This window comes from Pelagibacterium sp. (assembly GCF_965249125.1).
Classification (GTDB): Bacteria; Pseudomonadota; Alphaproteobacteria; order Rhizobiales; family Devosiaceae; genus Pelagibacterium.
On record NZ_OZ252217.1, the window covers coordinates 2,471,360 to 2,497,419 of the forward strand.

Genomic DNA, 26,060 nt, shown 5'->3' on the forward strand with positions numbered 1-26,060 from the left:
GCGCCTATTTACCCCGGCGCAGAGCATCGGCCAGCGCTGCGCCCAGAGCGCCCTGTGGCGCAGGAGCAGGTTGGCTGGGCTTTTTGGGGCGCGGCGCGTCGGGTTCGGGCCGTCGCTTTTCGGCGCTTCGCCCGGGCGCCGCATCGCGGCGCATCGAGAGGCTGATTCGCTTTCGTTTTGCGTCGACCTCCAGCACCTTGACCTTGACCACATCGCCGGCCTTGACCACCTCATGGGCGTCCTTGATAAAGCGGTCGGCGAGCTGGGATACGTGGACGAGACCGTCCTGATGCACGCCGATATCGACAAAGGCACCGAAGGCGGCGACGTTGGTAACCGTCCCCTCGAGCATCATCCCGGGTTTGAGATCGGAAATTTCTTCGACGCCGTCGGCAAAAGTCGCCGTCCTGAATTCGGGACGCGGATCGCGGCCGGGTTTTTCGAGTTCGGCGAGAATATCGCGCACGGTGGGCAGCCCGAAAATATCGTCAACAAAGCTGCGCGGATCGAGTTTTTTGAGCGCGGCGCTGTCCCCCATCAATTGCCCGATATCACGGCCGCAGGCCGCAACGATCTTTCGCGCCACGCCATAGGCCTCGGGATGGACCGAGGAGGCGTCGAGCGGTTCGGCGCCGTCGCGAATGCGCAGGAAACCGGCGGCCTGCTCAAACGCCTTTGGCCCGAGCCGGGCAACGGAGAGCAAGTCCTTGCGGGCCGCGAACGCTCCATTGGCATCGCGGTGGGCGACAATGGCTTGGGCCAGTGACGTGCCAAGTCCCGAGACCCGCGCCAGAAGCGGCGCAGAGGCGGTGTTGAGATCGACCCCCACCGCATTGACGGCATCTTCCACCACGGCATCGAGCGATTTGGCGAGCCGGTACTGGTCCACATCGTGCTGATACTGACCCACGCCAATCGATTTGGGCTCGATCTTGACCAGTTCGGCCAAAGGGTCCTGAAGGCGGCGGGCGATGGAGACGGCGCCGCGCAGCGAGACGTCGAGATCGGGGAGTTCGTGCGAGGCCGTCTCGGAGGCCGAATAGACAGAGGCGCCCGCCTCGCTGACCACGACCTTGAGCGGCCTGGGAGCCGGGACCATCGACAGCATATCGGTAACCAGCCGCTCGGTCTCGCGACTGGCCGTGCCATTGCCGATTGCAATGAGATCGACCTTGTGGCGGGCGACAAGAGCCATGAGCGTGGCAAGGCTCCCGTGCACGTCGTTGCGCGGCTGAAACGGATAGATGGTCGCGGTATCGAGCACCTTGCCGGTAGCATCGACGACGGCCACCTTGACCCCGGTTCGGATGCCCGGATCGAGCCCCATGGTCGCGCGGTTGCCCGCTGGCGCGGCAAGAAGCAGATCCTTGAGATTGCGCGCAAAGACGGTGATCGCTTCGTCTTCAGCCCGCTCGCGCAACCGCCCCATCAGATCGACGGAGAGATGGAGCCAAAGCTTGACGCGCCAGCTCCAGCGGGCGACGTCCATCAGCCACTGGTCCGCAGGCCCGCCATCGGCGCGGATGCCGAAATGGGCAGCGACCATTGTTTCGGCGGGCTTGTATTTGCCCTCGGCGTCGGCATCGAGTTCGAGATCGACGGCCAGCATCTCCTCATTCCGCCCGCGCAGCATGGCCAGGGCCCTGTGACTGGGGACTTTGGACCAGGCTTCGGCGTGATCGAAATAGTCGGAAAACTTGGCGCCCTGCTCCTGTTTGCCGTCGATGACTGTCGCGCGGAGCACCGCTTTGCGCTCCATATAGTCGCGCAGCCGGCCGATCAGGTCGGTGTCCTCGGCGAAGCGCTCGGCAAGAATGTCGCGGGCGCCATCGAGGGCTGTTTTCGTATCGGGCACATCGTCCGAAAGGTATTTTTCCGCCTCGACAAGCGGTTCGAGAGCCCGGTTTTCAAACAGTGCATCGGCCAACGGCTCAAGGCCGCGCTCGCGCGCGATCTCGGCCTTGGTGCGGCGCTTTGGCTTGTAGGGAAGATAGATATCCTCAAGCTCGGATTTGGTCATGACCCGGGCGATCTGGGTGGACAGTTCGCTGGTGAGCTTGCCCTGTGAATCGATTGATTGCAGGATGGCTGCCCGGCGTGCTTCGAGCTCACGCAGATAGCCGAGGCGGGTTTCCAGCATACGCAATTGCGCATCATCAAGGCCGCCCGTGACTTCCTTGCGATATCGCGCAACAAAGGGAACCGTAGCCCCTCCGTCGAGGAGGTCGACCGCTGCCTTTACCTGTTCGGGACGGGCAGAGATTTCGGTTGCGATGAGTCCGGCGATGGAGTTTGCGATATCGGTCATAGGAATCCGGTACTGGTCAAACAGATGCCGGACCTTAGGTGGCGATTGTGGCCCAAGCAAAGCCTCAATCGTCCCATCCACAGCCTGAAACCCGCTTGACGCGACCAATGTTGTGACCGCCGGGCAACACTGTTGCGGGTGTATCAGCGCATCACCGCTCCGTGACCGCGCCGCGCCTTTTTCGCGCCACTATTGGTGCGGAACCCATGGGTCATGATCCGGTACCTGCCCATTCTGATGTTGGCCTTCGGCCTTTTGCTTGTTTCGGCCTCCTTTGCGTCCGCGCGAACGCCCGACGACCGGCCCGCCGAACAGAACGCTTTTTGTTACGATGCATCAGCGGAAGTCGCCATCGGCCTCGATGTAGCGGAAAAGCTCGGCCGTTGCTGGAAGAAGATGGGCCTGGGCATCCTGGTGTCGGGATGTCAGTTCCATGCCGATCTCGTGCACTTGGAACAGCCGCCCAAACCTGATGCCCATAGCTGCTGGCCCGTCCCGATCGACCTGGCGATTGACGACGGTCCGCCCCCCTTGCTCGACATTCCACCGCCCCGGGCCTGAATTCCCTGTAACGACCTTTCCCTTTTTTCTGGCGAGCGCCTCCTGCCGCCAAACCGTGAGATTTTGACATGTCCGAACTGACCCTGACCCGGCGCGGCTTCATGGCCGGCGCATCAAGCCTGCTCGCGGCCGCTGCCGCTGGTTGTACGACCACCACCCAACCTAGGACTCAAATTCAATTGCCACCGCCGATATCGCCGGAAGTGGTGGCGATGTATGCGGCGGTGCCTGAGGAACAATTTCCTCTTCCCGCGGTCGATCTGCGCTATCTCGATCAGAAATATTACCGTCAGCGCGTTCCCTATCCCACCGTTGAAAAGGTTGGGACGGTCATCGTCGATACACCGAATTTCTATCTCTACCACGTCGAGGAGGGCGGCACCGCCATGCGCTATGGCGCGGGGCTGGGCCGTGCCGGGTTCGAATGGTCGGGCCGCGGGCACATCGCCTATTCACGTGAATGGCCGGTCTGGACGCCGCCATCAGAAATGGTGGACCGCCAGCCAGAACTCGAAAAATGGCGTAATGGCCAACCCCCGGGACTCGACAACCCGCTGGGTGCGCGCGCGCTCTATATCCACCAAGGCAATCGCGACACTCTCTATCGCATCCATGGCACCGGCGAGACATGGACCATCGGCCATGCCGTCTCGTCAGGATGCGTGCGCCTGCTGCATCAGGACGTCATCCATCTGGCCGAAAATGTGCGGTTCGGGTCGACGATCGTCGTTCTTTAAGATCCGCTCACACAAAAAAGGGCGCTCCGGAAAACCGGGGCGCCCTTTTTATATGGCAAGTGCCTATATCGCTAGGTCAAATCCGCTTTTCGCTTGCGCGGCCCTTCGGTCTTTCAATCGCGGACTTGATCCAAGTCCTTGTTTCGTCGCGCGTCCGAACCGCAAAACCGTTTCCATCCCCGATCGGGTCGAGGACATGCTTTTGCTGGACGCGCTCTAGTTGCGGATCGGAACGATGCGGATTTCGACGCGACGGTTCTGGGCACGACCGGCTTCGGTCGAGTTGTCGGCGATCGGGTTGGCCATGCCGCGCCCTTCCACAAAGAAGCGGCGAGGATCGACGCCGAACTGGGCAAGCGTGCGCTGTACCGAAGTGGCGCGTTGCTGAGAAAGAGTCAGGTTGTAGCTCGCAGACCCCGTAGAGTCCGTGTAGCCGATGATATCGACCAGGGTCTGGTTGTATTCCTGAAGCACCAGAGCAACCGAGCGCAGTGTGTTCTGGAACGCTGGCTGGATGTCGGACTGATTGACTCCGAAGGTGATGTTTGAGGGCATATTGAGGATGATGTTGTCACCCACCCGGGTTACCGAGACGCCCGTCCCTTGCAGTTGCGCGCGAAGCTGAGCTTCCTGCTGGTCCATGTAGTTGCCGATGGCACCGCCGGCCAGCGCACCAACGCCGGCACCGATGAGCGCGCCGACCCGCGCATCACCCACCGCTGAACCGATCAACGCGCCACCGATGGCGCCACCACCCGCACCAAGCAGCGCGCCGCCTGCGGTGTTGGAAAGCTGGGATTCCCCGGTATAGGGGTTGGTGGAACAGCCGGCGAGCAAGAGTGCTGCAACGGCTGTGAGGGCGACTGCCTGTTTCTTCATGATGAGCTCACCGCTTTGTGATTATCGCCGCGATCATTGCTGGCCAATTGCGGCAGGAACGTGATTGCGGCCAGTTTACAAACGCCGTGGTTTTACCCTGATTTGGCCGGTTTGTCAGTCCGATGTTTGATGGCAAACATGAGGTCCGTGCGGGGCCGTCGCGTCATTGGGTCGCGCCGAACGCACTCTTCACCCGATCACAATTATGGCTATAGTATCGCGATGCTGTCCGATCTCCGTGGATTGTACGGATGCAATGGTGTGATTTGCCAATGACATTCCGTCCAACGATTTGATAAAGATCATATCGGCTTCCGTTTCGGAAGGGCACAAAGAGAAGACGCGCCGTTTTCAAGGCACGCCAGACTGCTATGTATAAAAGCGCCGCCGCACCTTAGTCCGGTGACGCCAGTGGAGTAGGCCTCATGGACTATCGCGGCATCTTCGAAGATGCGATCGACGCACTTCGGGTTGAAAAACGCTATCGCGTATTTGCCGATATCGAACGTATTGCCGGGCATTTCCCCCGCGCGCTGTTTCGCGACAGCGCAGACAATGCCCGCGAAATCACCATCTGGTGTTCCAACGATTATCTGGGCATGGGCCAACACCCGGCGGTGATCGGCGCCATGCAGGAAACGGCCGGCAAGCTTGGCGCCGGTGCTGGCGGCACACGCAACATTTCAGGCACAAACCGCCCGCTGGTCGAACTCGAACGTTCGCTTGCCGATCTGCACCGCAAGGAAGCAGCGCTGGTCTTTACTTCGGGGTTTGTTTCCAACGAAGCGACGATTTCAACCGTTGCGCGGCTCATTCCCGATTGTCTTATCCTGTCCGACCAGCTCAACCACGCCTCGATGATTCAGGGCGTGCGCCAGTCGGGCATGGAAAAGAAGATTTTCCGCCACAATGATCTCGACCATCTGCGCGACCTGCTCGCCGCAGCCGGCAAGCAACGCCCCAAGCTGATCGTGTTCGAATCCGTCTATTCCATGGATGGTGATGTGGCCCCCATCGAGGCGATCGCCGATCTGGCAGATGAATTCAACGCCATGACCTATATCGACGAGGTCCATGCGGTGGGCATGTACGGCCCGCGCGGCGGCGGCATCTGCGAGCGCGACGACCTGATGGACCGGATCGACATTATCGAAGGAACGCTGGCCAAGGGGTTCGGCGTCATGGGCGGATACATCACGGCCAACAAGGCGATCGTCGACGCCGTACGCTCCTACGCGCCCGAGTTCATCTTCACGACCGCCCTGCCCCCGGCGCTTTGCGCGGCGGCCCGCACCTCGATCGAGCATCTCAAGGTCTCCAATGTCGAGCGCGAGGGCCAGCAGCGCCAGGCTGGCCGCGTCAAGCGCGTCCTGGCCGAGGCTGGATTGCCGGTTCTGCCGACCGACACTCATATCGTTCCGCTCATCGTCGGTGACGCGCGCCTGTGCAAGGCAGCCAGCGACATGCTGATGGAGCGGCACAACATCTATATCCAGCCTATTAACTACCCCACGGTTCCCAAGGGCACCGAGCGGCTGCGCATTACGCCGACGCCATACCACACCGACGACATGATCGCCGAACTTTGCGATGCGCTGATCTCGGTGTGGCAGGCGCTGGAATTGCAGCGGGATTTCGATATGTCCAAGCTTATGGAAAACAAGCTTGTGGCGGGTGACCTGACGCTGCCGACGGTTGGTGGGTAGGCATAACCAGTTCTGGGCAAATGACCCGGGGCATCAGGCTGAAACATACGGGGCGTGCCCAGGCACGCCCCGTTTTTGGTTGCTAACGCAGATTGAAACCGAAATTGGTCGGACCTTGGGGAAATTGCCCGTCGATGGTTTCGGGCAGATCATTGCCCACGACATCAAGCGTGAAATTTCGGGCCCATACAGCGCCTTTCCCCTTCAGGAGGAAACCCAGATGGATGCTCTCGGCTGAATACGGGACATCAAGAACTATGCTGCGTTCAGTCCAGTCCGCGTCGCCCTTGAGGGCGCCGTTCTCAGTGCGATTGAGCATATTGTCAAAGCGCAGATATCGGCCGCCGCCGCGAGGATCAACACGCATCCAGATTGTGCCAGCCGTTGCACCTTGGGTCTTCAACTGAGCGGAAAACCGTAATCGTTTGGCGCGAAAGGTCCGGGCTGAGAATGACTGCATCAGGACGCCGGTCATATCGGGCGGAATCCTGGTGTCGGCTCGTGCCTCGATCATTGCTACGCCTGCGAGCCCCGGCGCCACACCCATGCGGAACATCTCGCGACTGGAATGGGATGCGGCGAACCATCCTTCCGGCATCTGAAGATCGGGTGGCGACTTTGACGTCTCGCGCGCCGCGAGCACGTTCCAGTCGGCATACCCCAACTGACGTGCCACGAGTTCGAGGCACTCGCCATGCGAAAGCTCGTGCCCATGTTCGGCCAGGGCGCTGCGCAGCGATTTGGCCATGGTTTTTGGTGCTGGGAAATCCAACATGATTCGATCCTTGCTGGGGCAAGATCATTTGTCAGCGCTCGCGTTACCGACAGCTTGCCCATCAGGGTCAAACCATGGGTTTTGTGACGTGCATTCACCTGCCCTTTCGGGTGCGAGCGGCGGGCTGCACGAGCCCTGTAAAATCTGGCACCAGTGGCTCGGCGTTGTCAACCGCTCGGATGGCGGGTGGAATGGTGTTGTCATCGACCTCGGATTTGCAGAAACCGGGCGGCGCTTCGTTGATTACGACAATCTTCCGGCTCCGCCAGACCGGCGCACCGGATCCGGCGCGCCATCTCTGGGCAATAACAGAGCCAGGCTGAACGCTAGCTCGTCAAGACGATTCGGATCAGGTCGGCTGTGTTGCGGGCGCCGAGCTTCTCCATGACCCGTGCCCGATGCACTTCGATCGTTCGGGGTGAAATTCCCAATTCGCGCCCGGCCTCCTTATTGGACTGTCCGTTGGTGACCAGTTGCAGCACTTCGCGCTCACGGGGGGTCAGTTGTGCAAAGCCCCGGATCTCGACCTCGCGCTGGCCGTCGTGGGAAGGTTTGACATGAACGTCGCGTCGCAGGGTTTCGCGTACGGCACGTACGAAACGCTCCGAATCCACCGGCTTGACAAAAACGTCGCTCGCCCCGGACCGCATGGCCTCGACCGTGCCATCGACAAGCGGACGATCTGCCAGCATGAAGACCGGAATACCAGACCGCATATCCTTTATGCGCCGCAGTGCGGGCAGCATATCCTCGCCGTCCAGATCGAAGTTGAGGATAACCACGTCGGGCCGGCGCTGGCCGAAACGGGCGATGAAATCATCGCTGTTGCGTGAAATGGCCGTCTGAAAGCCCTCGAGCCGAAACAGGACGTCGAGCCCGTCACATGTGGGCTGGTCGCTGTCGACAATGTGGACCAGTCGATCCCGATTGAGAAATGGCCGATAGGAAATTTCCGAATTCATTGCTTTCTCCAGTTCGTTCGGGATGCGTCGTGCAAAAAACCACACGCCGAGCCCCCTCTCCGATTGAGTGTCAAAGGCAAATTCCACCGACGAACGCCGGCGTCCGACTCCCTGGAGCATTCCGCTTCTTCAAACTGCACCAATTGCTCCAAGTCCTTGTTTTGTTGCGCTTCGGGACGAAGGGGTGAATTCCATCCATCCTCAGAACCGCTACAGCTTTAGAACCCACCGCCCGAATTCCGGCATGCCGTAGCCGTCTGCTTCCGGGGTCCAGACCGGATCAGCGGCACATCGACCAGCGATGCCTTGCGTTCAGAGCGATTTGGCGACCGCTAAGATGAATCGCGCACGAAGTTTGCTATAGGGAGCAGATTCTGCCGTTCGGACTCACCCCTATCGCTCACTACGTAGCAATAGGATTATAGTCTTATTTCTCTACAAGCAATAGGATAAAGTACGTAGACAGGACAATCGTCCTTATCTTATGTTAAAGGGTCCGCTCATTTTGAACGGACCCTTTTGCTTAGATTTGCTGTTCTCGCGGGCTAATGGCTAGCCCTTAGCCTTGAGGATATCACGGATTTCGGCGAGGAGGACTTCCTCGCGCGGAGGCGCTGCCGGCTCGGCCGGCTTTTCTTCTTCCTTGGCATCGCGCCGCAGCATGTTGATGCCCTTGACCAGCATGAACAGCGCGAATGCCACGATGGCAAATTTCACCACCGCGTTGATAAACAGTCCGACATTGAGGGTAGCCACGCCCGCTGCCTGGGCGACCGCAAGGGACGGCACCGCAACGCCCTCGGGGTTGGAAAGCACTACGAACAGGTTGGTGAAGTCGATCCCACCAAGCACCAGTCCAATGACCGGCATGAATATGTCATCGACCAGAGAGGACACGATCGTGCCGAACGCTCCGCCGATGATGATACCCACGGCCATGTCGACCATGTTGCCCTTGACGGCAAATTCCTTGAATTCCTTGACGAATGACATCGCTGTGCCTCCTGTCCCTGCTTCCGCTCCCGTGCGGCCTGTGGAAGCTAGCCCCGATTCCCGGCCCCTGTCCATTGGGATGACTTGACATATCCGCCCCGGGAGGGCCACGACAGCATTCGAGGGCGGGTTAGGAGCACCCCATGTCCGATAGCGCAGTTCCAGAACAGCTTGCATTCGAACCCGGTTTGACCGGAGCTATCGACCACCTGCCCTATGGTCTTGCCGTATTCGATTCCGAACTCCGGCTGGCCACCGCAAACACCCAGTATCGTGTGGGCATGGGGCTGCCGCAATTGCTGGTGCTTTCCGGCACCCCGCTCGATGACATCCTGCTGTTCATGGCCCGGCGGGGCGATCTCGGTCCGGGCACGCCGCAGGTGGTCGCCGACCAGCGACGGCGCCTGATCACCGCCGAGCCCACAACACTGACCCAGCGCACGAACATTTCTGGCCACCAGCTCGAAATCCATACGGCGCGCCTGCCCGATGGCGGACTGCTCATTTCTTTTTCAGATGTGACCGACAGGGCGCGTGCAGAGACGGCGCTGGAACAGGTCAACCATACGCTCGAAGAACGGGTTAACGACCGAACCCGCGCCCTCACGCTGCTGAATGCGGAACTGGAAAAGGCCCGCGCCAAGGCGGACGCCGCCAATCACGAGAAAACGCGGTTCCTGGCCGCGGCCAGTCACGACCTTCTGCAGCCGCTCAATGCGGCCCGGCTCTATACTTCGACGCTTTTCGAGCGGACGCGCGGCACGCCGACCGCCGAACTGGCTTCATCGATCGATGCTTCGCTCAACGCGGTCGAAGATATAATGTCCACCCTGCTCGACATCTCGCGCATGGATTCCGGAGCACTCAAGGTCACGCGGACCAATATCGATATTCTCGATCTTTTGAAAAAGATCGAGATCGAGTTCCAGCCTCTGGCGAGCGAGAAAAATATCGATCTGCGGGTCGTTGGTGCATCCTTCACTGTACGTTCGGATCGGATGCTGCTGGCTCGAGTGATCCAGAACCTGGTGTCGAACGCCGTCAAATACACGCGCCCGGGCGGCAGCGTGCTGGTCGGGTGCCGCCGCCGGGGGGACAGCGTGCGGCTGGATGTGATCGACACGGGTATCGGGATCGACCGTCATCAGCACCAGATGATCTTCACCGAATTCTCCCGGCTCGAACAGGGCGCGCGAATTGCGCCGGGATTGGGGCTGGGCCTGTCCATCGTCCAGCGCATCCTTGCCGCGCTCGACCATCCTATGGAAATCGACAGCACAGTGGGCAGGGGATCACGGTTTTCGATTACGGTCCCGCTTATCGCCATGGCCCCGCGCGTGCCTGAACCGGCCGATGCGACGCCCGCACGAGAAAGTACCCAACTCGAAGGACTGCATATCCTGTGTGTGGACAATGAGCGCTCGATCCTCGATGCCATGTCGGGCCTGTTGGAAAACTGGGGGTGCGAAGTTCGAACAGCGACGTCGCTGAAAGAAATTGCGCAATTGGGCATGCTGGAAGGGTGGGTGCCCGATCTGGTCCTGATGGACTATCACCTGGACCAGACCTCCGGTCTCGACGCTATCGAATGGCTCAAACAGATCGTCGGCGGACATCTCCCCACGGTGCTGGTTACCGCCGACCAGACGCCGGCAGTCCGGCAGCTGGCCGAAACGCGCGGCACGCCGGTTCTCAACAAGCCGGTCAAACCCGCCGCCTTGCGCGCCCTACTCTCTCAGATGAGCAAGCAGCTTTAGGACGGACGCGCAATCCCGGCCAAAAGCGCTCCGAGAACGGTTTCCCACTCGGCGCGATTTCCTCCGGCCTCAATGGCCAAGGCCGCCCTGTCGAAGGCCGACGATATGACCTGCGTCAGTGGGTCAAGCGGTAGCGGCGGCATTGTTCCGGCGGCAATAGCCATGCCCAATCCGTCATGGAGCGTGCGAGCACCGTGGGACATGTCTATGGCTTCCGCTTGCGCATGCCCAAGCACCGCCGGCGCATCGAGCAGCAGCAACCGGGTGCGCCCAGGCACGGCCATGGCGTCGAGATAGGCCCGACCGCCGACCAATAGTGCGTCACCCGGCTCGGTTCCCTGCGGGGAGGATTGTTCGATCTCAAGGGCTACCGCTGCGGCTTCGGCATCCACCACGGCGGCAAACAGCGCCTGTTTGTCGGCGAAATGATGATAGAGCGCGCCTCTGGTCACGCCGGCTTTGCTGACGATCTCAGGCGTTCCGATTTCGCCGTAGGGCCGCTCGGTGAACAACTCGCGTCCCGCCGCAATCAGCGCGGCGCGCGTTGCATCTGATCTCTCCTTGTTGCTCCGCTTGGCAGATTCATATTGCATACATTCAGCCTGTATGTTATTTGATGTTTACATACATACAGTATGTCTCTTTTTTGGCAAAGGAAAGCCCCATGCACCTCACCAGCTTTTATCCCGTCGTCATGACAGACAGCGTGACCTCGTCGGCGGCATTTTACGTTGAGAACTTCGATTTCCAGGTGCTGTTCGACAGCGACTGGTACATTCATCTCCAGTCGAGCACCAACCCGGCGATCAACTTTGCGCTGCTTGACAAGACGCACCATACGATCCCCGAGGTCCATCGCGGCCAGATCGGCGGCGTCCTGCTCAGCTTCGAAGTCGAGGACGTCGATGCTCAATACGAGCGACTGAAATCAGCCGGCGCGCGCATCGTTCTCGATATCCGGGATGAGGATTTCGGTCAGCGCCATTTCATCATCACCGACCCAAACGGGATTCTGATCGATGTGATAAAGCCCATTCCGCCCAGCGCCGAGTTTGCGGCCCAGTACGCTCCGGAAGCATTGCCGCAGTGATGATCAGGCCTGCTGATCCTCGACGAGCTGGGCGAACTGGCCCTGCTCGATCTTGGCGGCGGCGATCACCGCCTGTGTGCGGCTGTCGACGTTGAGTTTTTGCAGAATCGCCGAGACGTGCGCCTTGACGGTGGCTTCGGATATGGAAAGCTCGTAAGCGATCTGCTTGTTCATCAGGCCGTCCGAAAGCATCATTAGCACACGGATCTGCTGTGGAGTAAGCGTTGCAAGACGAGCGAGCACTTCGGTCTGCTCGTCCTGCTCATCGAGCGAAACGCCTTCGGGCACCCAAAGCCCGCCGGCCAGGATGGTGTCGATCGACTCGCGGATACGGGCGGCGGATTCGGACTTGGACAAAAATCCCGATGCGCCAAGATCAAAACACCGCCGGATGACAGCAATGTCCTCGACCGCCGAAACGATCATCACCGGGACTTCGGGAAACTGCGCCCGCAATAAAAGCAGGCCCGAAAAGCCGCGCACACCGGGCATATTGAGATCGAGCAGGACCAAATCGCAATCGCGATTGGCTTCGAGTGCCGCACTTAGCCCTTCAATGTCACCGGCTTCCTCGAACACCATATCGCTGTCCCGGCCTTCCAGCGTCTGGCGCAGCGCGGCCCGGAAGAGGGGATGATCGTCGACGATGATGATACGGTGGCTCATTGGGGGGCGGGACCTCGCCGGGGCAGGAACGGTTCTGGAATCTTTTAGACCCCAAGGGTAAACACAATGGAGATAATGCGAAGTTCGGGCCGCGAATCAAGCGTTTGTAGGTCTTTTGGACCGATTGAGCACCGCAGACGGCGCCCTGCGCCGGTTTTTCACACAGAACAGCCACATCTCCGGCCGAACCAGCAATCCGTTTCGATCCCTTAAAGGCTATATGATATCGCCCCGCCCGTCGGGATCCTGGGGCTCGGCCAGCATCCCTTCAATGATCTGTTCGACCCGCGCCAGTTCGGCCAGCGATTTTTCAATCGCCGAACGCCGCTGCTGGAGAAGATGGCGCTGGTGATGCACCTTGTCGAGCGCCCGGCGAAGATGATCGTACGAGCCGTCACGCAGATCGTAGGTGTCGAGATATTCCTGAATCTCGCGCAGCGTCAGCCCCACCTGCTTGCCGTCGAGAATAATGCGCAACCGCAGGCGGTCGCGATTGGTATAGAGGCGCTTGTTGCCCACCCGTCGGGGGCGCAGCATGCCCTTGTCTTCATAAAAGCGCAGGGTCCGGTGCGTTATCGAAAACGCGTCGGCGAGTTCGGCAATCGTATAGATTGCCGGGCCCTCGCTCTGGCGCGTTGCGCGGTCCTTGCGGGCTGGTCCATTCATTTTTCTGTCTTATTGCTACCTTGTCGCTGATCGGCATGGCGATCACCCAGAGATCACCACGAACCGGGACCAGGCGCAATCCATGCTAAAAAAAGCAATTGGATCAATGCGGAATGCAAACAGGGTTAACGCGATATTTACCATAAACTGTCGAAAGTCAGGCTAGGCGATTCCATCGCCGGAAACGGTGCGGTCTACGCGCCGTCGGGAGCCTGTCGGAAAGCACTATGGCGCGAACGAATCCACATCACGACTGGGATGAGCCGCAAACAGCCCTTCGCCGGTCCAACGGGACCGAATGGGAAAGCCTGCGAAACGAACTCGTGGCCCTGCTCGATCAGGTCGAAGACCAGGTGGCAACCAGCCAGGCGACCAGGGTTACCCCTCAACCCGTGACACCGGCCCACCCGGCTCCGTACCAAGCCGATCGTCGTTCCGAGGCCCTGCGCAGTGTGCGCCATGCCGTAACGCGTCTGGCCGACCGCTCATCGGAAGACCGTCCGGTGATGCGCGACACCGTTGTCGACGCGATCAACCAAATTCGTGCGCGCCAGACAGGCAGCGCCCCGTCGCGGCCCCAATCCGACGCCCCTGCAGCACCGACATCTGCGCCGCAGTCCGAACTTGCCGGATTTGCCAGGTCGCTCGATGCCATTGGGGAAAAGATCGCCGGATTTGAAGACCGGATCGGCCAGCGCCTCGAAACGCTGGGCGAAAAATCAAACATTGCCGGACAGATCGACCAGCTCAGTGAAGTCATCGAACTGCTGGCCGGGGCGGTCGGCGAGACCGGTCAGATCAAGCGCATTGAAGCCCAGATCGGCAATCTTGCCGAGATGATTGCCTCGGACCGCCAGTCCGGAGAGAACGTAACTTCCAAGCGGATTGAAGAGCTGACAGCCACGATCGAAAAGCTCGTCAGTCACCAGCTCCAGACCAGCGAGCATGAATCCCAGCAGGCTGCGCTGGCGGATGACCGTCAGGCGCAGGCCATGGCAACGATTGAACAGAGCGTGCGATCGATCTATGACCGCATCGACACGCTCGAAGCGAGCCAATCGCAACCTTCGGACGCTATAGAGCGCTTGAGCCGGGAGATGGCAGCGCTGACCGAAGCCGTCAGCAAGCCCGCCGAACCCACAAGCCTTCTTGCCAAGATCGACGCGTTGAGCGCGCGCATTTCAACCATCGAAGCACCCTCGCGCGACGAAGCGGCCATGCTGGCAGAAAGCGTGGCCGTGCTGCGCGATGTTATCGCCCAGGCCATCGAACCGCGTTTTGTCCAGCTTGAACAGCGCATGGAAACGATGGCCGCACCCAAAGAAGTGCCGGCGATCGAAACCATCGAAGCCCAATTGCGCCAGATCGCCAAGCGGGTTGACGAAACCGGTGCTCAACTCAAGGCCCTTGCCGAGCTCGAGCCCACCGGTGCCGCGCCTGGCCCCGACCTTGAAGCCCTTGCCGACATGATCGCGAGCAGATCGCAAGGAATATCCGGCCCCGGTTCAACCGAGGTCGATGGCATCGAAAAGGCCGACCTTACCGCCCTCGAAGACCGCCTTGCATCACTGTTCGCGCGGGCGGACGAAAATGGCGCCGAGGCTCGCAATCTGTCGGGCGTGCGCAATTCAATCGCGCAGGTCGACAATCGCATTGCCCGGCTCGAAGCCATGCTCAACAACAAGCCGGCTGAGAGCCGCGCAGATGATCCAGCACCCGCTGAAGCCGTAAGCGAACCCGCTTCGAAGCCGCGCCGCAAGCCCGAAGATGCCATGCCGGTCGATCCGGCCACCGGCGCCGCGCGCCGTGTGCTTGGCCAAGGCGCCGTCGAAGACGCGCCGCTCGAAATCGAGGACGTTGTGGCACCCGAGGCCAGCTTTGCGGTCGACCCAGCGGCGATCGACCGGCCAGCCAAGCCGAAATCGAGTCTTGCCGAACGCGAAAACCCCTTTGAACCGACCCCGCCGGCCCCTCAGCCTGATGTCAAGCCGAGTGTTTCCAATGCCACGCGTGCCAGCTTTATCGAAGCCGCCCGCCGTTCGGCTCGCCAGCCGGTGCTCGACGAGGTCGAAGAACCAAAGTCGCTGATAGGAAGGGCACTCGCCCGGTTCCAGCGCGACGAGACCGACACAGGCGCGGCCCTACCGACCAACGATTCTCGTATGGAGGTGCAGTCCGAGCCGGTCATCGAGACACGGCGCGAGGACGATGAGACTGAAGATACAGAGACCGGGGCACCGGGCTTTTTTGCCCGCAACCGTCGTTCCCTGTTGCTTGCCACCGCTCTTGTTGCGGTCATTGCCCTCGCGACGCCGCTGGTGATGGGCCGCATCATTTCTGCCCCCCAGGCCGAACCGAGCGCCGAAAATGCGCAAGTGGTAGCGCCGACCGAACCGGCCGAGGATGCAGAACCCGTTGCCGAAGTGAGCGCAACGCAGGCCGATACGACCATCGCCGAGCCCAATCTTGCGATGATGCGCGCAATGGCGCAAACCGAAACCACACCGGCCAGCGAGCTCACCTCCAATGTTCGCTTCATCGAGCAGCAGCCTCGCCTGAGCGCGGCAAGTGTGGATTCGGACGCGCTGACGGCCATCCCCACCATCGATCCGATAACCACCGCGGCTGTCGGACCCGCCAATGGGTACGCAGCAACGGCCAAGAGCCCGACTTTACCTTCGATCACCGCCCCAGCCTCAATCGAGCCGGCAGCGCTGCGTGCGGCTGCTGATGAGGGCGATCACTTCGCGCAGTTCGAAGTCGGTGCCATTCTTACCGAAGGAACGGTGGTAGAGCAGGATTTCACCCAGGCCGCCGCCTGGTATGAGCGCTCGGCGGCCCAGGGCTTTGCCCCTGCTCAATACCGGCTCGGCAGTCTTTACGAGGGCGGGCGCGGCGTTGAACGCGATCTCGACATGGCGCGGCTATGGTATCAGCGCGCCGCGGAAGCGGGCAACCGCATGTCCATGCACAATCTTGCCTCGCTCTATGCCGGAGGCGAGCTCGAAGGTCAGGATTTCGCCGCGGCCGCACATTGGTTCGAGGAAGCCGCCGGGCGCGGCCTGACCGATAGCCAGTTCAATCTTGGCATGCTCTACGCACGCGGTCTTGGCGTAGAACAGGATTTCGAAAAATCCTATGTCTGGTTCTCGCTTGCCGCCCGCTCTGGCGACGAGGACGCAGCCAACTCACGCGATGATGTGGCGCGCTCGCTCGAATCCGATGCCATTCAGCGGCTCGACGATACGATTTCGACCTGGACTCCGGTTGATATCGACATTGCCGCCAATTTTGCCCCCATCGGCACATGGGACGAAACCTTCGACCCCGGTCCGGCCATTGCAAACCCTGACGTGATCCTGCGCGTGCAGATGCTTTTGGGCAAACTCGGTTATGATGTGGGCACACCGGACGGCATTCCCGGCCCCAAGACAAGCGAGGCGGTTGCCGCTTTCGAGCGCGCCGCGGGCATGAACGAAAGCGGCTCCATCAATCCGCGGCTGCTGGCCGTTCTGGGCAGCCAGCCGGTCTAAGCTTTTATTTAGGCTCGCGCCGTTACACTATCGCCACGGGACGCTTCAATCGGCGTCCCGTGAACCTGCCTATGATTGGGCCCGGCCGTGCTGATCTATTTGCCCATTGCGGAAATGTCGGTGAACCTGTTCTTCCTTGTGGGGATCGGAGGGGCGATCGGATTTTTGTCCGGGCTGTTCGGTGTCGGTGGCGGGTTCTTGCTCACGCCCCTGCTGATCTTTTCCGGCGTTCCAGCTCCCGTTGCCGTGGCGTCGGTCACCGGACAGGTTGTGGCCGCTTCGACCTCCGGCGCTCTGTCCTACTGGCGGCGTGGCGGCATCGATCTCACACTGGCGATGTTTCTTGTCAGCGGAGGAGTGGTTGGCGCTGGCGTTGGGGTGTGGATCTTCGATCTGCTGCGCGCATTCGGGCAGCTCGATCTGGCCATTTCGTTCGGATATCTCATTTTCCTCGGGTCGATCGGTTCGCTGATGCTGATCGAGGCCGTCCGATCCCTCATTCGATCGCGCCGGGCCGGGCCGCCGCCGCGCCGCATGCCGGGTCAACACAATTGGGCCCATGGCCTGCCGCTGCGCTTCCGGTTCAAGCGCTCCAAGCTCTATATCTCGGTCATCCCGGTGATCGGCATCGGCTTTCTGATCGGCATTGTCGGTTCGCTGCTTGGTATCGGCGGCGGGTTCATTCTTGTGCCTGCTCTGGTCTATCTGCTGCGTATCCCCGGCTCGGTGGTGATCGGCACCTCGCTCCTGCATGTCCTGGCGGTGATGGCCGCAACATGTATTCTGCATGCCTATCAGAGCCAAAGCGTGGATATTCTGTTGGCGTTTTCCCTGATGGTGGGTAGCGTGGCGGGCGCGCAATTTGGAGCGTCGGCTGGGCAATATCTGCGTGGCGACCAATTGAGGTTTCTTTTGGCGCTCATCGTGCTGGGGGTCGCAATCCGGTTCGCGCTTTCATTGTTTCTCGCACCAGCCGACCCGTTTTCGACATCCGTCCTCGGATTTGGAGAAGGGCTGTGATTGCCGGCCGCATGCTGTTGGCCCTTCTCTCGCTCGTGGCGACAGTCACAGGCGCTTCGGCGCAAGGTCTGGTGTTCGGCACTTCCGATCCCACAATTTCGATCCAATCCAACTTTGCCGGCGAAACCATAACCCTGTTCGGCAATATCGAGCCGAGCCTCGATGGAACACCTCCGCAAGGACCATATGACGTGGTTTTCGTCATCCGCGGACCGGTAGAGGAACGCGTGGTCCGGCGCAAATCCCGTCAGTTCGGCATCATGCTCAACGCCGACCATGCGCTGTTTACCGGCCTGCCTTCGTTTTATCGCGTACTATCGAGCCGTCCGCTCGAAACCATTCTCGATCCGGAAATCATTGCCCAGCGCCGCCTTTCAGTCGAAGCGCAGGTTGGCTTGGCGCTCCAGGAATCGACCGGCAATGTCGCTCTTTTCGAGAACGAGCTGGTGCGGCTGATGGGTAATGCCAACTTGTTCCGAACTGAGGGACGTGGGGTCAGTTTTTTGTCCCCGACCTTCTTTTCCGCGCGGGTGGTGCTACCCGCCAACGTGCCCAATGGCATTTTCCTTGCTCAGGCTCTCGTGGTGCAAAATGGTGAAGTGATCGCCCAGGGCGCACAACGGTTTTTTGTCCAGAAATCGGGGTTCGAGAGATTTGTTGGCGAGGCTGCCGTCAATCAGCCGCTGCTCTACGGGCTTGCAACCGTACTGCTGGCACTGGCCACGGGCTGGCTGGGTGGCGTCCTGTTCCGGCGCTGAGCCCTACCCTGTCACCAGACGCTGGCGGCTGACGGAATAGACCCTGTCACGCCCCAGCATCATAACTTGAATTTTCTCGCGGTTAAACAGCCCGGCAAAAGCTGGTGAGAGCACGTTCAGACTGCCGGTGGATACCCCATAAGCGGGCAGGATCAGCAAGTGGTCGTCCCATACAAAGCATGGCCGGCGAGACGATTTTCCGTTTAGGGCGACACGTGCCGCCGGGTGAAGATGGCCGGCAATCAAGCCGGCAATTCCGGTCTGTGGCTCGTGGCGCAATGAGCAACCCGAAACCGCAAGCTCAACGCAGCATGTGCCGCCCAGTGCATGGGGCGCAGGGTCGTGATTGCCCGCTATCCAGACCCACTCAACCTGCACGACCAGCCGGCCCAGCCGCTCGCGATCCTCAACCAGCAGCGTTTTGGTGCCTTCATCGCGATGGAAACTATCTCCGAGAGCAAACACGCGCTTTGCGCCCGTAGCCACGATATCGCGCTCCAGCCGCCTGAGGGTCATCGAGGTATCATAGGGTGGCAACAACTGGCCCGAGCGCGCATAGCTCGAGAGCTTTTCAAGATGAAGGTCGGCAACGAGCAGGGCCTCAAGATCCCGCCAATAGAGCGCGCCCGAGGGCAGCGGGACGAACACTTCCCCTGCGAACCTGATCATCTCTTGTGTCTCGGTGCCGCTGGCGGGCTGAGCCTGAGCCAATTGTTATCCCTGGTTGGTTGGAACGTCGGTGCCGATCGCCTCTGCGATCAGATCGTCGGCGGCTTCGCGCAGAACAGCTTCACGCGCTTCCCCAAAGATCGGTTCCTTGCCGATATCGAGCAATACAGGTACCGCAAGAGGCGAGATTCGGTCCAGTCGCTTGTGCCTGATATGGCGCCGGATGCGCTTGAGGGCCAATCCAAGACGTTCGATATCAAGCAGCCCCCGCGCCGCATCGCGCCGCGTGGCCTCGATCAGGATGTGATCGGGTTCATGCTGGTAAAGCACGTCATAGATGATATCCGAACTTACTGTAATTTGACGGCCGGATTTTTCCTTGCCGGGGTGCCGGCGCTCAATCAGCCCCGAAATGATGGCGCAATTTCGGAACGTGCGCTTCATGAGCGCGGATTCGTCGAGCCAGGCTTCCAGGTCGTCGCCCAGCATATCTTCATCGAACAATTGATCGAGCGAAAGCCGGTTCGAAGCGATCAACGCCCCGAGATCGGAGGCGCACCAGATGGCGATTGCGTAGTCGGAGGCAACGAACCCCAATGGTTGCGCACGGGCCCGCTCGAGCCTGCGTGTGAGCAACATCCCCAGGGTCTGATGGGCCAGACGGCCCTCGAACGGATAGCAAACCATGTAGTGCTTGTCGGTGCGTGGGAATGTTTCGACCAGCAGACTATCGCTGTCTGGCAGCACGGAAGCGTAATGTTGCAGGTCCAGCCATTCGCGCACCTGATCGGGCAAGACGCGCCAGCCCTCGGGATCGGCGAGTATCTTGCGTACCTTATCGGCCAGAAAGGTCGAGAGCGGAAATTTTCCCCCCATGTAAGAGGGAATTTTCGGGTTGTCGGAAAATGAGCGCGATACATAAGCTTCGGTTTCCACAACCCCTTCAAAGGCGACGATCTCGCCACCGAACATGAAGGTATCGCCGCGCACCAGCTGGTCGATGAAATACTCCTCGATCTCTCCGAGCTCCCTGCCCCCACGTCCGATCGGTCCGGTGGTTGCGCCCTTGCGCACGCCGCGCGCGCGGACCAGTCGCACCTTGAGCATGGGCTCTTCAACGATAGTGCCGACATTCAAGCGATATTGCTGGGCGATCTGGGGGTTGGCGATCCGCCATAGGCCATCGGCCGTCTTGCGCAGTTTGGCAAAGCGTTCATAAGCGCGCAGTGCATATCCGCCGGTCGAAACGAAATCGAGGACCCGGTGGAATTTCTCCCGCGTCAAATCCTTGTAGGGCCAGGCCGAGGTGATTTCGGCAAAGGTTTGGTCTTCATCGAGCGGATCGGCGCAGGCCAGGCCCAGAATGTGCTGCGCCAGAACGTCCAGCCCGCCGGGCAGAGGCGTTTCGCTATCTTGCGCACCTTCGGCCACGGCCTCCAGCGCCGCTTCGCATTCGAGCACTTCGAACCTGTTGGCCGGAACGAACATCGCCTTGGACGGTTCGTCGAGCCTGTGGTTGGCACGACCGATCCGCTGGAGCATGCGCGAGGCACCCTTTGGCGCGCCGATCTGCACGACCAGATCGACATCGCCCCAGTCGATCCCCAAATCGAGCGTCGAAGTACAAACCACGGCGCGCAGCACGCCCGAGACCATCGCGCTTTCGACCTTGCGGCGCTGCTCGACCGAGAGCGAGCCGTGATGGAGCGCGATTGGCAAGGCTTCGTCGTTTATGGCCCATAGGTTCTGGAACAGCATTTCGGCCTGTGAACGGGTGTTGACGAAGAGAAGCGTCGTGCCGTGCTGCTTGATTGTTGCGTAAAGGTCGGGCACCGCATAGGCGGCAGAATGCCCGGCCCAGGGCAGCAGCTCATCGCTGGCTAGAATAGAAAGTTGCGGGGGAGCGCCGCCGGGCGCATTGAGCAGCACCGCAGGATTTGGCGCGACTGGAGCCGCGATCCAATCGCGCAGGATTTCGGGCTGGGCGATCGTTGCAGACAGAGCTGTGACCTTTACATGGGGCGACAGTCTGGCCAGCCGGGCGACACCCAGGCTGAGCAGGTCGCCGCGTTTTGAGGTGACCAGTGCGTGCAATTCATCAAGCACGATGCGCCGCAGGCTCCCGAATAGTCTGACGCTGTCGGGATGGCTCAAAAGCAGCGCGAGTTGCTCGGGCGTCGTCATGAGGATGTGGGGCGGATCGAAGCGCTGGCGCTGGCGGCGCGAGGCCGGTGTATCACCGGTGCGGGTTTCAACCTTGATTTTGAGCCCCATCTCGCGCACCGGGTCGCCCAAATTGCGGGCCACATCGACGGCCAAAGCCTTGAGCGGTGAAATATAGAGGGTGTGCAGCCCCTCCAGGGGGTTTGCGATCAGATCCTCGATGGACGGCAGGAAACCGGCCAGGGTCTTGCCCGCTCCGGTCGGCGCGATCAGCAGCACCGAGTTGCCGGCGCGCTCGGCCTCCAGAACGGCCAATTGATGCGGGCGGGCGCGCCAGCCCTTGGCGGCAAACCAGTCTGCAACAATGGGGGACAGAGCGGTCACAATATCGGCAGCTCTTTAATTGGCCATTGTCGGCGCCTATGTGGCATCATGAGCAGAATCGACAGACTTGATGGACCGATGCCCGAGACTATGGACAACCGCGAGACAAATCAAAGACCGAACTGGCTGGAATCGTTCCTTGGCGGGACGCCTGGACGCGTCGCCGTTCGGTTGATCCTTATGAGCCTTGTCGTGGGTTTTCTGATGTCGGTCTTCGGGATCAGCCCCGACGCCATCTTCCGTTCGATCCAGGGCTTTATCAATTCGATCTTCGACAATGGGTTTGAAGTTTTCCGCGATGGCTTTGCCTATATGCTGACCGGAGCGGTGATCGTTTTGCCCTTGTGGTTCATCGGGCGACTGATGGCGGCGGGCCGGCGGCGCTAGATCAAGTCTGCTTTTCTTCGAATCGCGGACTTGCTCTAAGTCCTTGTTTCGTCGCGCGTCCGAACCGCAAAACCGTTTCCACTTTTGCTGGACGCGCTCTAGCAACCTGTTGAGCAGATCGGCCGTGGCCATTAGAGTGGAACGGGCAGTGTTCTCTGCCTTCTTGTTCGACGCCATTCAAGGTCTTGCCCATGTCTCCCGTCATCTTCATCACCGGTGCCACGTCCGGCTTCGGCGCGGCCACCGCGCGTCTTTTTGCAAACAATGGATGGAAGGTCATCGCCACGGGTCGCCGGCGTGAACGCCTTGCCGAACTCGAGGCCGAGTTCCCCGAGATCGTCCACGGCATCGAGATGGATCTGACCGACAAGGCGTCGATCCAGCGCGCCGTGGCGGCCATCCCGGAAAATTTCAAGCCGATCACCTGCCTGTTCAACAATGGTGGACTGGCGCTGGGCACGGGCGCAGTCCCCGAGGTTGATACCGACCAGTGGCAGACCATGATCGACACCAATGTCGTGGGATTGCTCCACACCACGCTTGAAATCCTGCCACTGGTCAAGCAGGTGGGTCGAGGGTCCTCGATCATCAATGTCGGATCGATCGCCGGACGTTTTGCCTATACCGGCGGCAATGTCTATGGCGCGACCAAGGCCTTCGTGCACCAGTTCTCGATGAACCTGCGCACCGACACCATGGGCACCGGCATCCGCATCACCTCGCTCGAGCCGGGCCATGCGAAATCGGAGTTTACCGCAGTGCGTACGGGCGGCGATTTCGAGGCTAACGAAAAAATGTATGCCGACAACGAGCCGCTCCTGCCCGAGGATATCGCCAATACCGTCTGGTGGTTGGCGAACCTGCCGGCGCATGTGAACGTCAACTCCATTGAAATCATGCCGGTCTGCCAGGTTCCGACCCGCCCGATTCTGCTAAAAAAGGGCGACTTTGAGAACTAGATCGAGGAACGGAATCGGCTAGGGTGATTGTCCCTACCTTCCGGTTCCTTCTGATGAGTTCATCGGTTCATCCCTTCGAGGTTCACCATCGCGATGTGTGGGCCATAGCCGTACCGGCATCGGTGGCGTTCATCACCGAGCCGGTGGCTGGTATCATCGATACCGCCGTCATCGGACAATTGGGCGATGCGGGGCTGCTTGGGGGGCTTTCTCTGGGTGCAACGGCGTTCAGTGTTGTTTTCGCACTGGCCTTTTTCCTGCGCTTTGGAACAGCAGGGCTGACGGCACAGGCGATCGGCGCTCGCGATCCACTCGACGGGCTCTTGCATATAGCCCGAGCCATGCTCGTGGCAATCGTGTTGGGTGCGTTGCTGGTGGCGCTCTCCTATCCCATCTCTCTCGGGTTTGCGGCAGCGCTGGCGCCGCCACCCGATGCGGCCGCCGCCTTTACCGAGTACATGGGCGTGCGCATGTGGTCGGTGCCCTTCGTGCTCGTCAATTTTGTGCTGCTTGGATGGTTTTACGGGCGCGCCGATGCGCGCACCGGCATGTGGCTGCAAATTCTCATCAATATTATCAATATCACTCTCAGCGTCTGGTTCGTTCTGGGGCTGGGCTGGGGTGTTGGCGGAGTTGCGTGGGCTACCGTTATCGGGCAGGCCCTTGCCGCTGTGGTCGGGATGGCCATTGCCATACGCCATTATGGCGGCATCAAACCGATCCTCGGCAATACAAGGCTCCCTGCCCTGCTCGACGTCGCGGCGATCCAGCGCATGGTCGGGCTCAGCCGTGATCTTATCATCCGCTCGGCGGCGCTGATGGGCGCCTTTGCCTATTTCGCCGCGCAGGGTGCCCGCATGGGTGAGATCGAATTGGCATCCAACGCCGTTCTGCTGCAGCTGTTTTCGGTCTCGGCGTTCTTTCTGGACGGGATTGCGACAGCCTCCGAGCAATTGTGCGGCAAGGCGGTCGGGGCACGCTGGCGGCCGGCCTTTGAGCGCGCCACCAAGCTCACCCTGGGCTGGGGCCTGCTGATCGCCGGCACGCTAAGCATTCTGCTGTTGGGCTTTGGCTGGTTGGCCATCGATCTGATGACCACCAATGTCGAGGTGCGCGAGATGGCCCGGGTCTATCTGGTAATGGCTGCACTGACCCCGCTCACCGGCATGCCCGCTTTCGTTTATGACGGGGTGATGATTGGCGCGACGCTCAACACCACGATGCGCAACGGGATGGTCATTTCGCTCATCGTCTATCTTGCAACGGCGATGATCCTGCAGCCAATGCTGGGCCTCTGGGGACTTTGGATCGCACTTCATGTGCTGCTGCTCGTGCGCGCCGGTATTTATGCTGTTGCCATCGAGCGCCGAAAGGCCTGGATTTTTGCGTAGAGAGACGAAGATTTGATCGAGTCAAATCCTCGTCTCTAAACCTTTGTTTCGTCACGCGTCCGAACCGCAAAACCGTTTCCATCCCCGATCGGGTCGCGGACATGCTTTTGCTGGACGCGCTCTAAAACCTTATTCTGCCTTCGGCCCAGTCTTTAACCGCCACGCCGGTGAGCCCCGAAACGTTTGGAAGCCTGCGTTCAACGACGGCACGCGCGAGACCGGATTTGATTTCTTCGACCATTTCAAGCCCACCATAGACCAGAGCCGAATAGAGCTGAACGACATTGGCGCCAGCCTCGAATTTGGCGATGGCACTTTGAGCCGAATGAATGCCGCCGACCCCGACTATCGGGAATGCCGGGCCGAGCCTCAGGCGCATCTGGGCCAGACGCCGCGTTGCCAGATTGAACAGGGGCCTGCCCGAAAGTCCGCCGGTTTCGCCGGCATTTTCGAGGCCGGCTATGGCGGCGCGTGAAATGGTGGTGTTGGAAACGATCAGCCCGTCTATGCCGCTTTCGAGCACTGCCCTGGCGATGGAATCCATTTCGGTTTCATCGAGATCCGGTGCGATCTTGAGCAGTATCGAAGTCTGCCTGGGTTGGGCGGCACGGGTTTCGACAAGAGCGGCCAACAAGCGCTTGAGCGCGTCTTCGGCCTGCAGATTGCGCAGGCCGGGCGTATTGGGCGAGGATATGTTAGCCGTGAGGTAATCGGCCAATGGTGAAAAGGTCTTCACGCCCGCCACGTAATCGGCAACGAAATCGGTGCTGTCCTTGTTGGCGCCGATATTGACGCCCACGATTTGGCCCGGCGCGCGGTCCTTGAGCCGCTCGAATGCGGCCTCGTGGCCATCATTGTTAAAGCCCAGCCGATTGATCACGCCCATCGCCTCGGGGATACGGAACACTCTCGGGGTCGGATTGCCCCGTTGCGGGCGTGGCGTAATCGTTCCCACTTCAACGAACCCGAACCCGGCCCTGGCAAGCGGGCCGAACACTTCGGCGTTCTTGTCAAAACCGGGCGCCATTCCTATGGGATTGGGGATATCCAGACCGCAGAACCTGGTTGCCAGAGTGTCCGGTGACACCGAACCGGATGGTACCAGCCCGAATTTGAGCGCGTTGATCGTTGCCCTATGGGCGGTTTCGGCGTCCATGCGCATCAACATGTCCTGCGCCAGCTTCTGCATCGTCGCGTTGCGCAGCAAATCTCCGAAGCCCATCACGAAATCTCCGGCAAGTCGAACCCGCCGTCCGGCCGCGCGTCGAGACCGCGCTCGGCTATGACAGCGGCCATTGGCAGGGGCGCATAAAGGTGAGGAAAAAGCTGCCCGCCGCGCGATGGCTCCCAAACCAGATCGGAACCGATCCGATCGGGATCGATTGTCGCCAACACCAGTCCGGCGGCGCCGCGATAGTGTTTGCCCAGCGTTTCGGCCAGTTGGGCGGCCGTGGAAAAATGGATGTAGCCATCGGCGATATCGACCGGGGTGCCGATCAGTTGCCCCGATTTACGCGCGTTCGCCCAATCATCGATTGAAGCGATTTTATAGATAGGTTCGGCCATGTGTTCTCCTATGGCGAATGGTCTATCTGCGGTTAATGACCCTGCCAAGCATGGAAACATCTTTACAAGAGACTAACACCGTAATAGGACTAGTTTCCAACTTATAGGGATATTATTCCTTCTACTGGAA

Annotated in this window: 23 protein-coding genes; 11 read left to right on the forward strand and 12 right to left on the reverse strand. The window is 60.4% G+C overall.

Going from position 1 to position 26,060, the window contains the following annotated elements; all coding sequences use genetic code 11:
* Positions 1 to 4 precede the first annotated feature (4 nt).
* Positions 5 to 2,308: a Tex family protein gene (locus tag ACP148_RS12145; protein WP_421952873.1), complete on the reverse strand. Its 2,304-nt coding sequence runs from the start codon at positions 2,306 to 2,308 to the stop codon at positions 5 to 7.
* A 213-nt stretch (positions 2,309 to 2,521) separates the two neighbouring features.
* On the opposite strand from ACP148_RS12145, the gene ACP148_RS12150 reads away from it, so the two are divergent.
* Together ACP148_RS12150 and ACP148_RS12155 are read left to right on the forward strand one after the other, a co-directional pair.
* Positions 2,522 to 2,869 carry a hypothetical protein gene (locus ACP148_RS12150; protein ID WP_421952874.1) on the forward strand — a complete coding sequence of 116 codons (348 nt, stop codon included), beginning with the start codon at positions 2,522 to 2,524 and terminating at the stop codon, positions 2,867 to 2,869.
* A 68-nt stretch (positions 2,870 to 2,937) separates the two neighbouring features.
* The gene (locus ACP148_RS12155; protein ID WP_421952875.1) at positions 2,938 to 3,606 is read left to right on the forward strand and encodes a L,D-transpeptidase; all 669 of its coding nucleotides are present in this window, start codon (positions 2,938 to 2,940) and stop codon (positions 3,604 to 3,606) included.
* A gap of 216 nt (positions 3,607 to 3,822) precedes the next feature.
* Here ACP148_RS12155 and ACP148_RS12160 read toward each other — a convergent pair whose 3' ends face one another.
* The gene (locus ACP148_RS12160) at positions 3,823 to 4,488 is read right to left on the reverse strand and encodes an OmpA family protein (RefSeq protein WP_421952995.1); all 666 of its coding nucleotides are present in this window, start codon (positions 4,486 to 4,488) and stop codon (positions 3,823 to 3,825) included.
* Between the two features lie 422 nt (positions 4,489 to 4,910).
* On the opposite strand from ACP148_RS12160, the gene hemA reads away from it, so the two are divergent.
* Positions 4,911 to 6,191: a 5-aminolevulinate synthase gene (hemA, locus tag ACP148_RS12165; RefSeq protein WP_421952876.1), complete on the forward strand. Its 1,281-nt coding sequence runs from the start codon at positions 4,911 to 4,913 to the stop codon at positions 6,189 to 6,191.
* Between the two features lie 82 nt (positions 6,192 to 6,273).
* Here hemA and ACP148_RS12170 read toward each other — a convergent pair whose 3' ends face one another.
* From ACP148_RS12170 to mscL, 3 genes are all read right to left on the reverse strand, one after another.
* Complete coding sequence (locus ACP148_RS12170) at positions 6,274 to 6,966, reverse strand: glyoxalase superfamily protein (protein ID WP_421952877.1); 693 nt, start codon at positions 6,964 to 6,966, stop codon at positions 6,274 to 6,276.
* Between the two features lie 326 nt (positions 6,967 to 7,292).
* The gene (locus ACP148_RS12175) at positions 7,293 to 7,928 is read right to left on the reverse strand and encodes a response regulator transcription factor (protein WP_421952878.1); all 636 of its coding nucleotides are present in this window, start codon (positions 7,926 to 7,928) and stop codon (positions 7,293 to 7,295) included.
* Between the two features lie 552 nt (positions 7,929 to 8,480).
* Entirely contained in the window at positions 8,481 to 8,921 is a 441-nt protein-coding gene (gene mscL, locus ACP148_RS12180) for a large conductance mechanosensitive channel protein MscL (RefSeq protein ID WP_421952879.1), read from the reverse strand.
* A gap of 143 nt (positions 8,922 to 9,064) precedes the next feature.
* On the opposite strand from mscL, the gene ACP148_RS12185 reads away from it, so the two are divergent.
* A complete protein-coding gene (locus ACP148_RS12185) occupies positions 9,065 to 10,678 on the forward strand; it encodes a hybrid sensor histidine kinase/response regulator (protein WP_421952880.1) in 1,614 nt (537 codons plus the stop codon).
* Here ACP148_RS12185 and ACP148_RS12190 read toward each other — a convergent pair.
* A complete protein-coding gene (locus ACP148_RS12190) occupies positions 10,675 to 11,271 on the reverse strand; it encodes a TetR/AcrR family transcriptional regulator (RefSeq protein ID WP_421952881.1) in 597 nt (198 codons plus the stop codon). The genes ACP148_RS12185 and ACP148_RS12190 overlap by 4 nt on opposite strands.
* Before the next feature lie 71 nt (positions 11,272 to 11,342).
* Here ACP148_RS12190 and ACP148_RS12195 point away from each other — a divergent pair, with 71 nt between their 5' ends.
* Positions 11,343 to 11,768 (forward strand): VOC family protein, encoded by a 426-nt coding sequence (locus tag ACP148_RS12195; protein WP_421952882.1) that lies wholly within the window; start codon positions 11,343 to 11,345, stop codon positions 11,766 to 11,768.
* A 3-nt stretch (positions 11,769 to 11,771) separates the two neighbouring features.
* On the opposite strand, the gene ACP148_RS12200 is transcribed toward ACP148_RS12195, so the two are convergent.
* Positions 11,772 to 12,434 (reverse strand): response regulator, encoded by a 663-nt coding sequence (locus ACP148_RS12200; protein WP_421952883.1) that lies wholly within the window; start codon positions 12,432 to 12,434, stop codon positions 11,772 to 11,774.
* A 216-nt stretch (positions 12,435 to 12,650) separates the two neighbouring features.
* Entirely contained in the window at positions 12,651 to 13,100 is a 450-nt protein-coding gene (locus ACP148_RS12205) for a MerR family transcriptional regulator (protein ID WP_421952884.1), read from the reverse strand.
* A 227-nt stretch (positions 13,101 to 13,327) separates the two neighbouring features.
* On the opposite strand from ACP148_RS12205, the gene ACP148_RS12210 reads away from it, so the two are divergent.
* The 3 genes from ACP148_RS12210 (at position 13,328) to ACP148_RS12220 (ending at position 18,411) form a co-directional block, all read left to right on the forward strand.
* The gene (locus ACP148_RS12210) at positions 13,328 to 16,633 is read left to right on the forward strand and encodes a peptidoglycan-binding protein (RefSeq protein WP_421952885.1); all 3,306 of its coding nucleotides are present in this window, start codon (positions 13,328 to 13,330) and stop codon (positions 16,631 to 16,633) included.
* Positions 16,634 to 16,720: 87 nt separating this feature from the next.
* Positions 16,721 to 17,653: a sulfite exporter TauE/SafE family protein gene (locus ACP148_RS12215; protein WP_421952886.1), complete on the forward strand. Its 933-nt coding sequence runs from the start codon at positions 16,721 to 16,723 to the stop codon at positions 17,651 to 17,653.
* Positions 17,650 to 18,411, forward strand: coding sequence for a TIGR02186 family protein (locus ACP148_RS12220; RefSeq protein ID WP_421952887.1), 762 nt, complete (start codon positions 17,650 to 17,652; stop codon positions 18,409 to 18,411). The genes ACP148_RS12215 and ACP148_RS12220 overlap by 4 nt, the downstream gene beginning before the upstream one ends.
* Before the next feature lie 3 nt (positions 18,412 to 18,414).
* Here the strand turns inward: ACP148_RS12220 and pdeM are convergent, their stop codons facing one another.
* On the reverse strand, positions 18,415 to 19,080 hold the full coding sequence (pdeM, locus tag ACP148_RS12225; RefSeq protein WP_425033514.1) for a ligase-associated DNA damage response endonuclease PdeM: 666 nt from the start codon (positions 19,078 to 19,080) through the stop codon (positions 18,415 to 18,417).
* Between the two features lie 45 nt (positions 19,081 to 19,125).
* Positions 19,126 to 21,627, reverse strand: a complete 2,502-nt coding sequence (locus tag ACP148_RS12230; RefSeq protein ID WP_421952889.1) for a ligase-associated DNA damage response DEXH box helicase — start codon at positions 21,625 to 21,627, stop codon at positions 19,126 to 19,128.
* Between the two features lie 48 nt (positions 21,628 to 21,675).
* Here ACP148_RS12230 and ACP148_RS12235 point away from each other — a divergent pair, with 48 nt between their 5' ends.
* The 3 genes from ACP148_RS12235 (at position 21,676) to ACP148_RS12245 (ending at position 24,364) form a co-directional block, all read left to right on the forward strand.
* Complete coding sequence (locus tag ACP148_RS12235; protein WP_421952890.1) at positions 21,676 to 22,014, forward strand: DUF6460 domain-containing protein; 339 nt, start codon at positions 21,676 to 21,678, stop codon at positions 22,012 to 22,014.
* A 191-nt stretch (positions 22,015 to 22,205) separates the two neighbouring features.
* The gene (locus ACP148_RS12240; protein ID WP_421952891.1) at positions 22,206 to 22,973 is read left to right on the forward strand and encodes an SDR family NAD(P)-dependent oxidoreductase; all 768 of its coding nucleotides are present in this window, start codon (positions 22,206 to 22,208) and stop codon (positions 22,971 to 22,973) included.
* A 53-nt stretch (positions 22,974 to 23,026) separates the two neighbouring features.
* Positions 23,027 to 24,364 (forward strand): MATE family efflux transporter, encoded by a 1,338-nt coding sequence (locus ACP148_RS12245; protein ID WP_421952892.1) that lies wholly within the window; start codon positions 23,027 to 23,029, stop codon positions 24,362 to 24,364.
* 121 nt (positions 24,365 to 24,485) lie between these two features.
* On the opposite strand, the gene ACP148_RS12250 is transcribed toward ACP148_RS12245, so the two are convergent.
* Together ACP148_RS12250 and ACP148_RS12255 are read right to left on the reverse strand one after the other, a co-directional pair.
* Entirely contained in the window at positions 24,486 to 25,586 is a 1,101-nt protein-coding gene (locus ACP148_RS12250; protein ID WP_421952893.1) for a quinone-dependent dihydroorotate dehydrogenase, read from the reverse strand.
* Positions 25,586 to 25,930 (reverse strand): DUF952 domain-containing protein, encoded by a 345-nt coding sequence (locus ACP148_RS12255; RefSeq protein WP_421952894.1) that lies wholly within the window; start codon positions 25,928 to 25,930, stop codon positions 25,586 to 25,588. Before ACP148_RS12255 ends, ACP148_RS12250 begins: the two co-directional genes overlap by 1 nt.
* Between the last annotated feature and the right edge of the window lie 130 nt (positions 25,931 to 26,060).

Bases quoted from the DNA above. Each gene is read 5' to 3' on its own strand.
- ACP148_RS12145 (WP_421952873.1), bottom strand. From the start codon at position 2,308: ATGACCGATATCGCAAACTCCATCGCCGGACTCATCGCAACCGAAATC.
- ACP148_RS12150 (WP_421952874.1), top strand. From the start codon at position 2,522: ATGATCCGGTACCTGCCCATTCTGATGTTGGCCTTCGGCCTTTTGCTT.
- ACP148_RS12155 (WP_421952875.1), top strand. From the start codon at position 2,938: ATGTCCGAACTGACCCTGACCCGGCGCGGCTTCATGGCCGGCGCATCA.
- hemA (WP_421952876.1), top strand. From the start codon at position 4,911: ATGGACTATCGCGGCATCTTCGAAGATGCGATCGACGCACTTCGGGTT.
- ACP148_RS12170 (WP_421952877.1), bottom strand. From the start codon at position 6,966: ATGTTGGATTTCCCAGCACCAAAAACCATGGCCAAATCGCTGCGCAGC.
- ACP148_RS12175 (WP_421952878.1), bottom strand. From the start codon at position 7,928: ATGAATTCGGAAATTTCCTATCGGCCATTTCTCAATCGGGATCGACTG.
- mscL (WP_421952879.1), bottom strand. From the start codon at position 8,921: ATGTCATTCGTCAAGGAATTCAAGGAATTTGCCGTCAAGGGCAACATG.
- ACP148_RS12185 (WP_421952880.1), top strand. From the start codon at position 9,065: ATGTCCGATAGCGCAGTTCCAGAACAGCTTGCATTCGAACCCGGTTTG.
- ACP148_RS12190 (WP_421952881.1), bottom strand. From the start codon at position 11,271: ATGCAATATGAATCTGCCAAGCGGAGCAACAAGGAGAGATCAGATGCA.
- ACP148_RS12195 (WP_421952882.1), top strand. From the start codon at position 11,343: ATGCACCTCACCAGCTTTTATCCCGTCGTCATGACAGACAGCGTGACC.
- ACP148_RS12200 (WP_421952883.1), bottom strand. From the start codon at position 12,434: ATGAGCCACCGTATCATCATCGTCGACGATCATCCCCTCTTCCGGGCC.
- ACP148_RS12205 (WP_421952884.1), bottom strand. From the start codon at position 13,100: ATGAATGGACCAGCCCGCAAGGACCGCGCAACGCGCCAGAGCGAGGGC.
- ACP148_RS12210 (WP_421952885.1), top strand. From the start codon at position 13,328: ATGGCGCGAACGAATCCACATCACGACTGGGATGAGCCGCAAACAGCC.
- pdeM (WP_425033514.1), bottom strand. From the start codon at position 19,080: ATGATCAGGTTCGCAGGGGAAGTGTTCGTCCCGCTGCCCTCGGGCGCG.
- ACP148_RS12235 (WP_421952890.1), top strand. From the start codon at position 21,676: ATGAGCAGAATCGACAGACTTGATGGACCGATGCCCGAGACTATGGAC.
- ACP148_RS12240 (WP_421952891.1), top strand. From the start codon at position 22,206: ATGTCTCCCGTCATCTTCATCACCGGTGCCACGTCCGGCTTCGGCGCG.
- ACP148_RS12245 (WP_421952892.1), top strand. From the start codon at position 23,027: ATGAGTTCATCGGTTCATCCCTTCGAGGTTCACCATCGCGATGTGTGG.
- ACP148_RS12250 (WP_421952893.1), bottom strand. From the start codon at position 25,586: ATGGGCTTCGGAGATTTGCTGCGCAACGCGACGATGCAGAAGCTGGCG.
- ACP148_RS12255 (WP_421952894.1), bottom strand. From the start codon at position 25,930: ATGGCCGAACCTATCTATAAAATCGCTTCAATCGATGATTGGGCGAAC.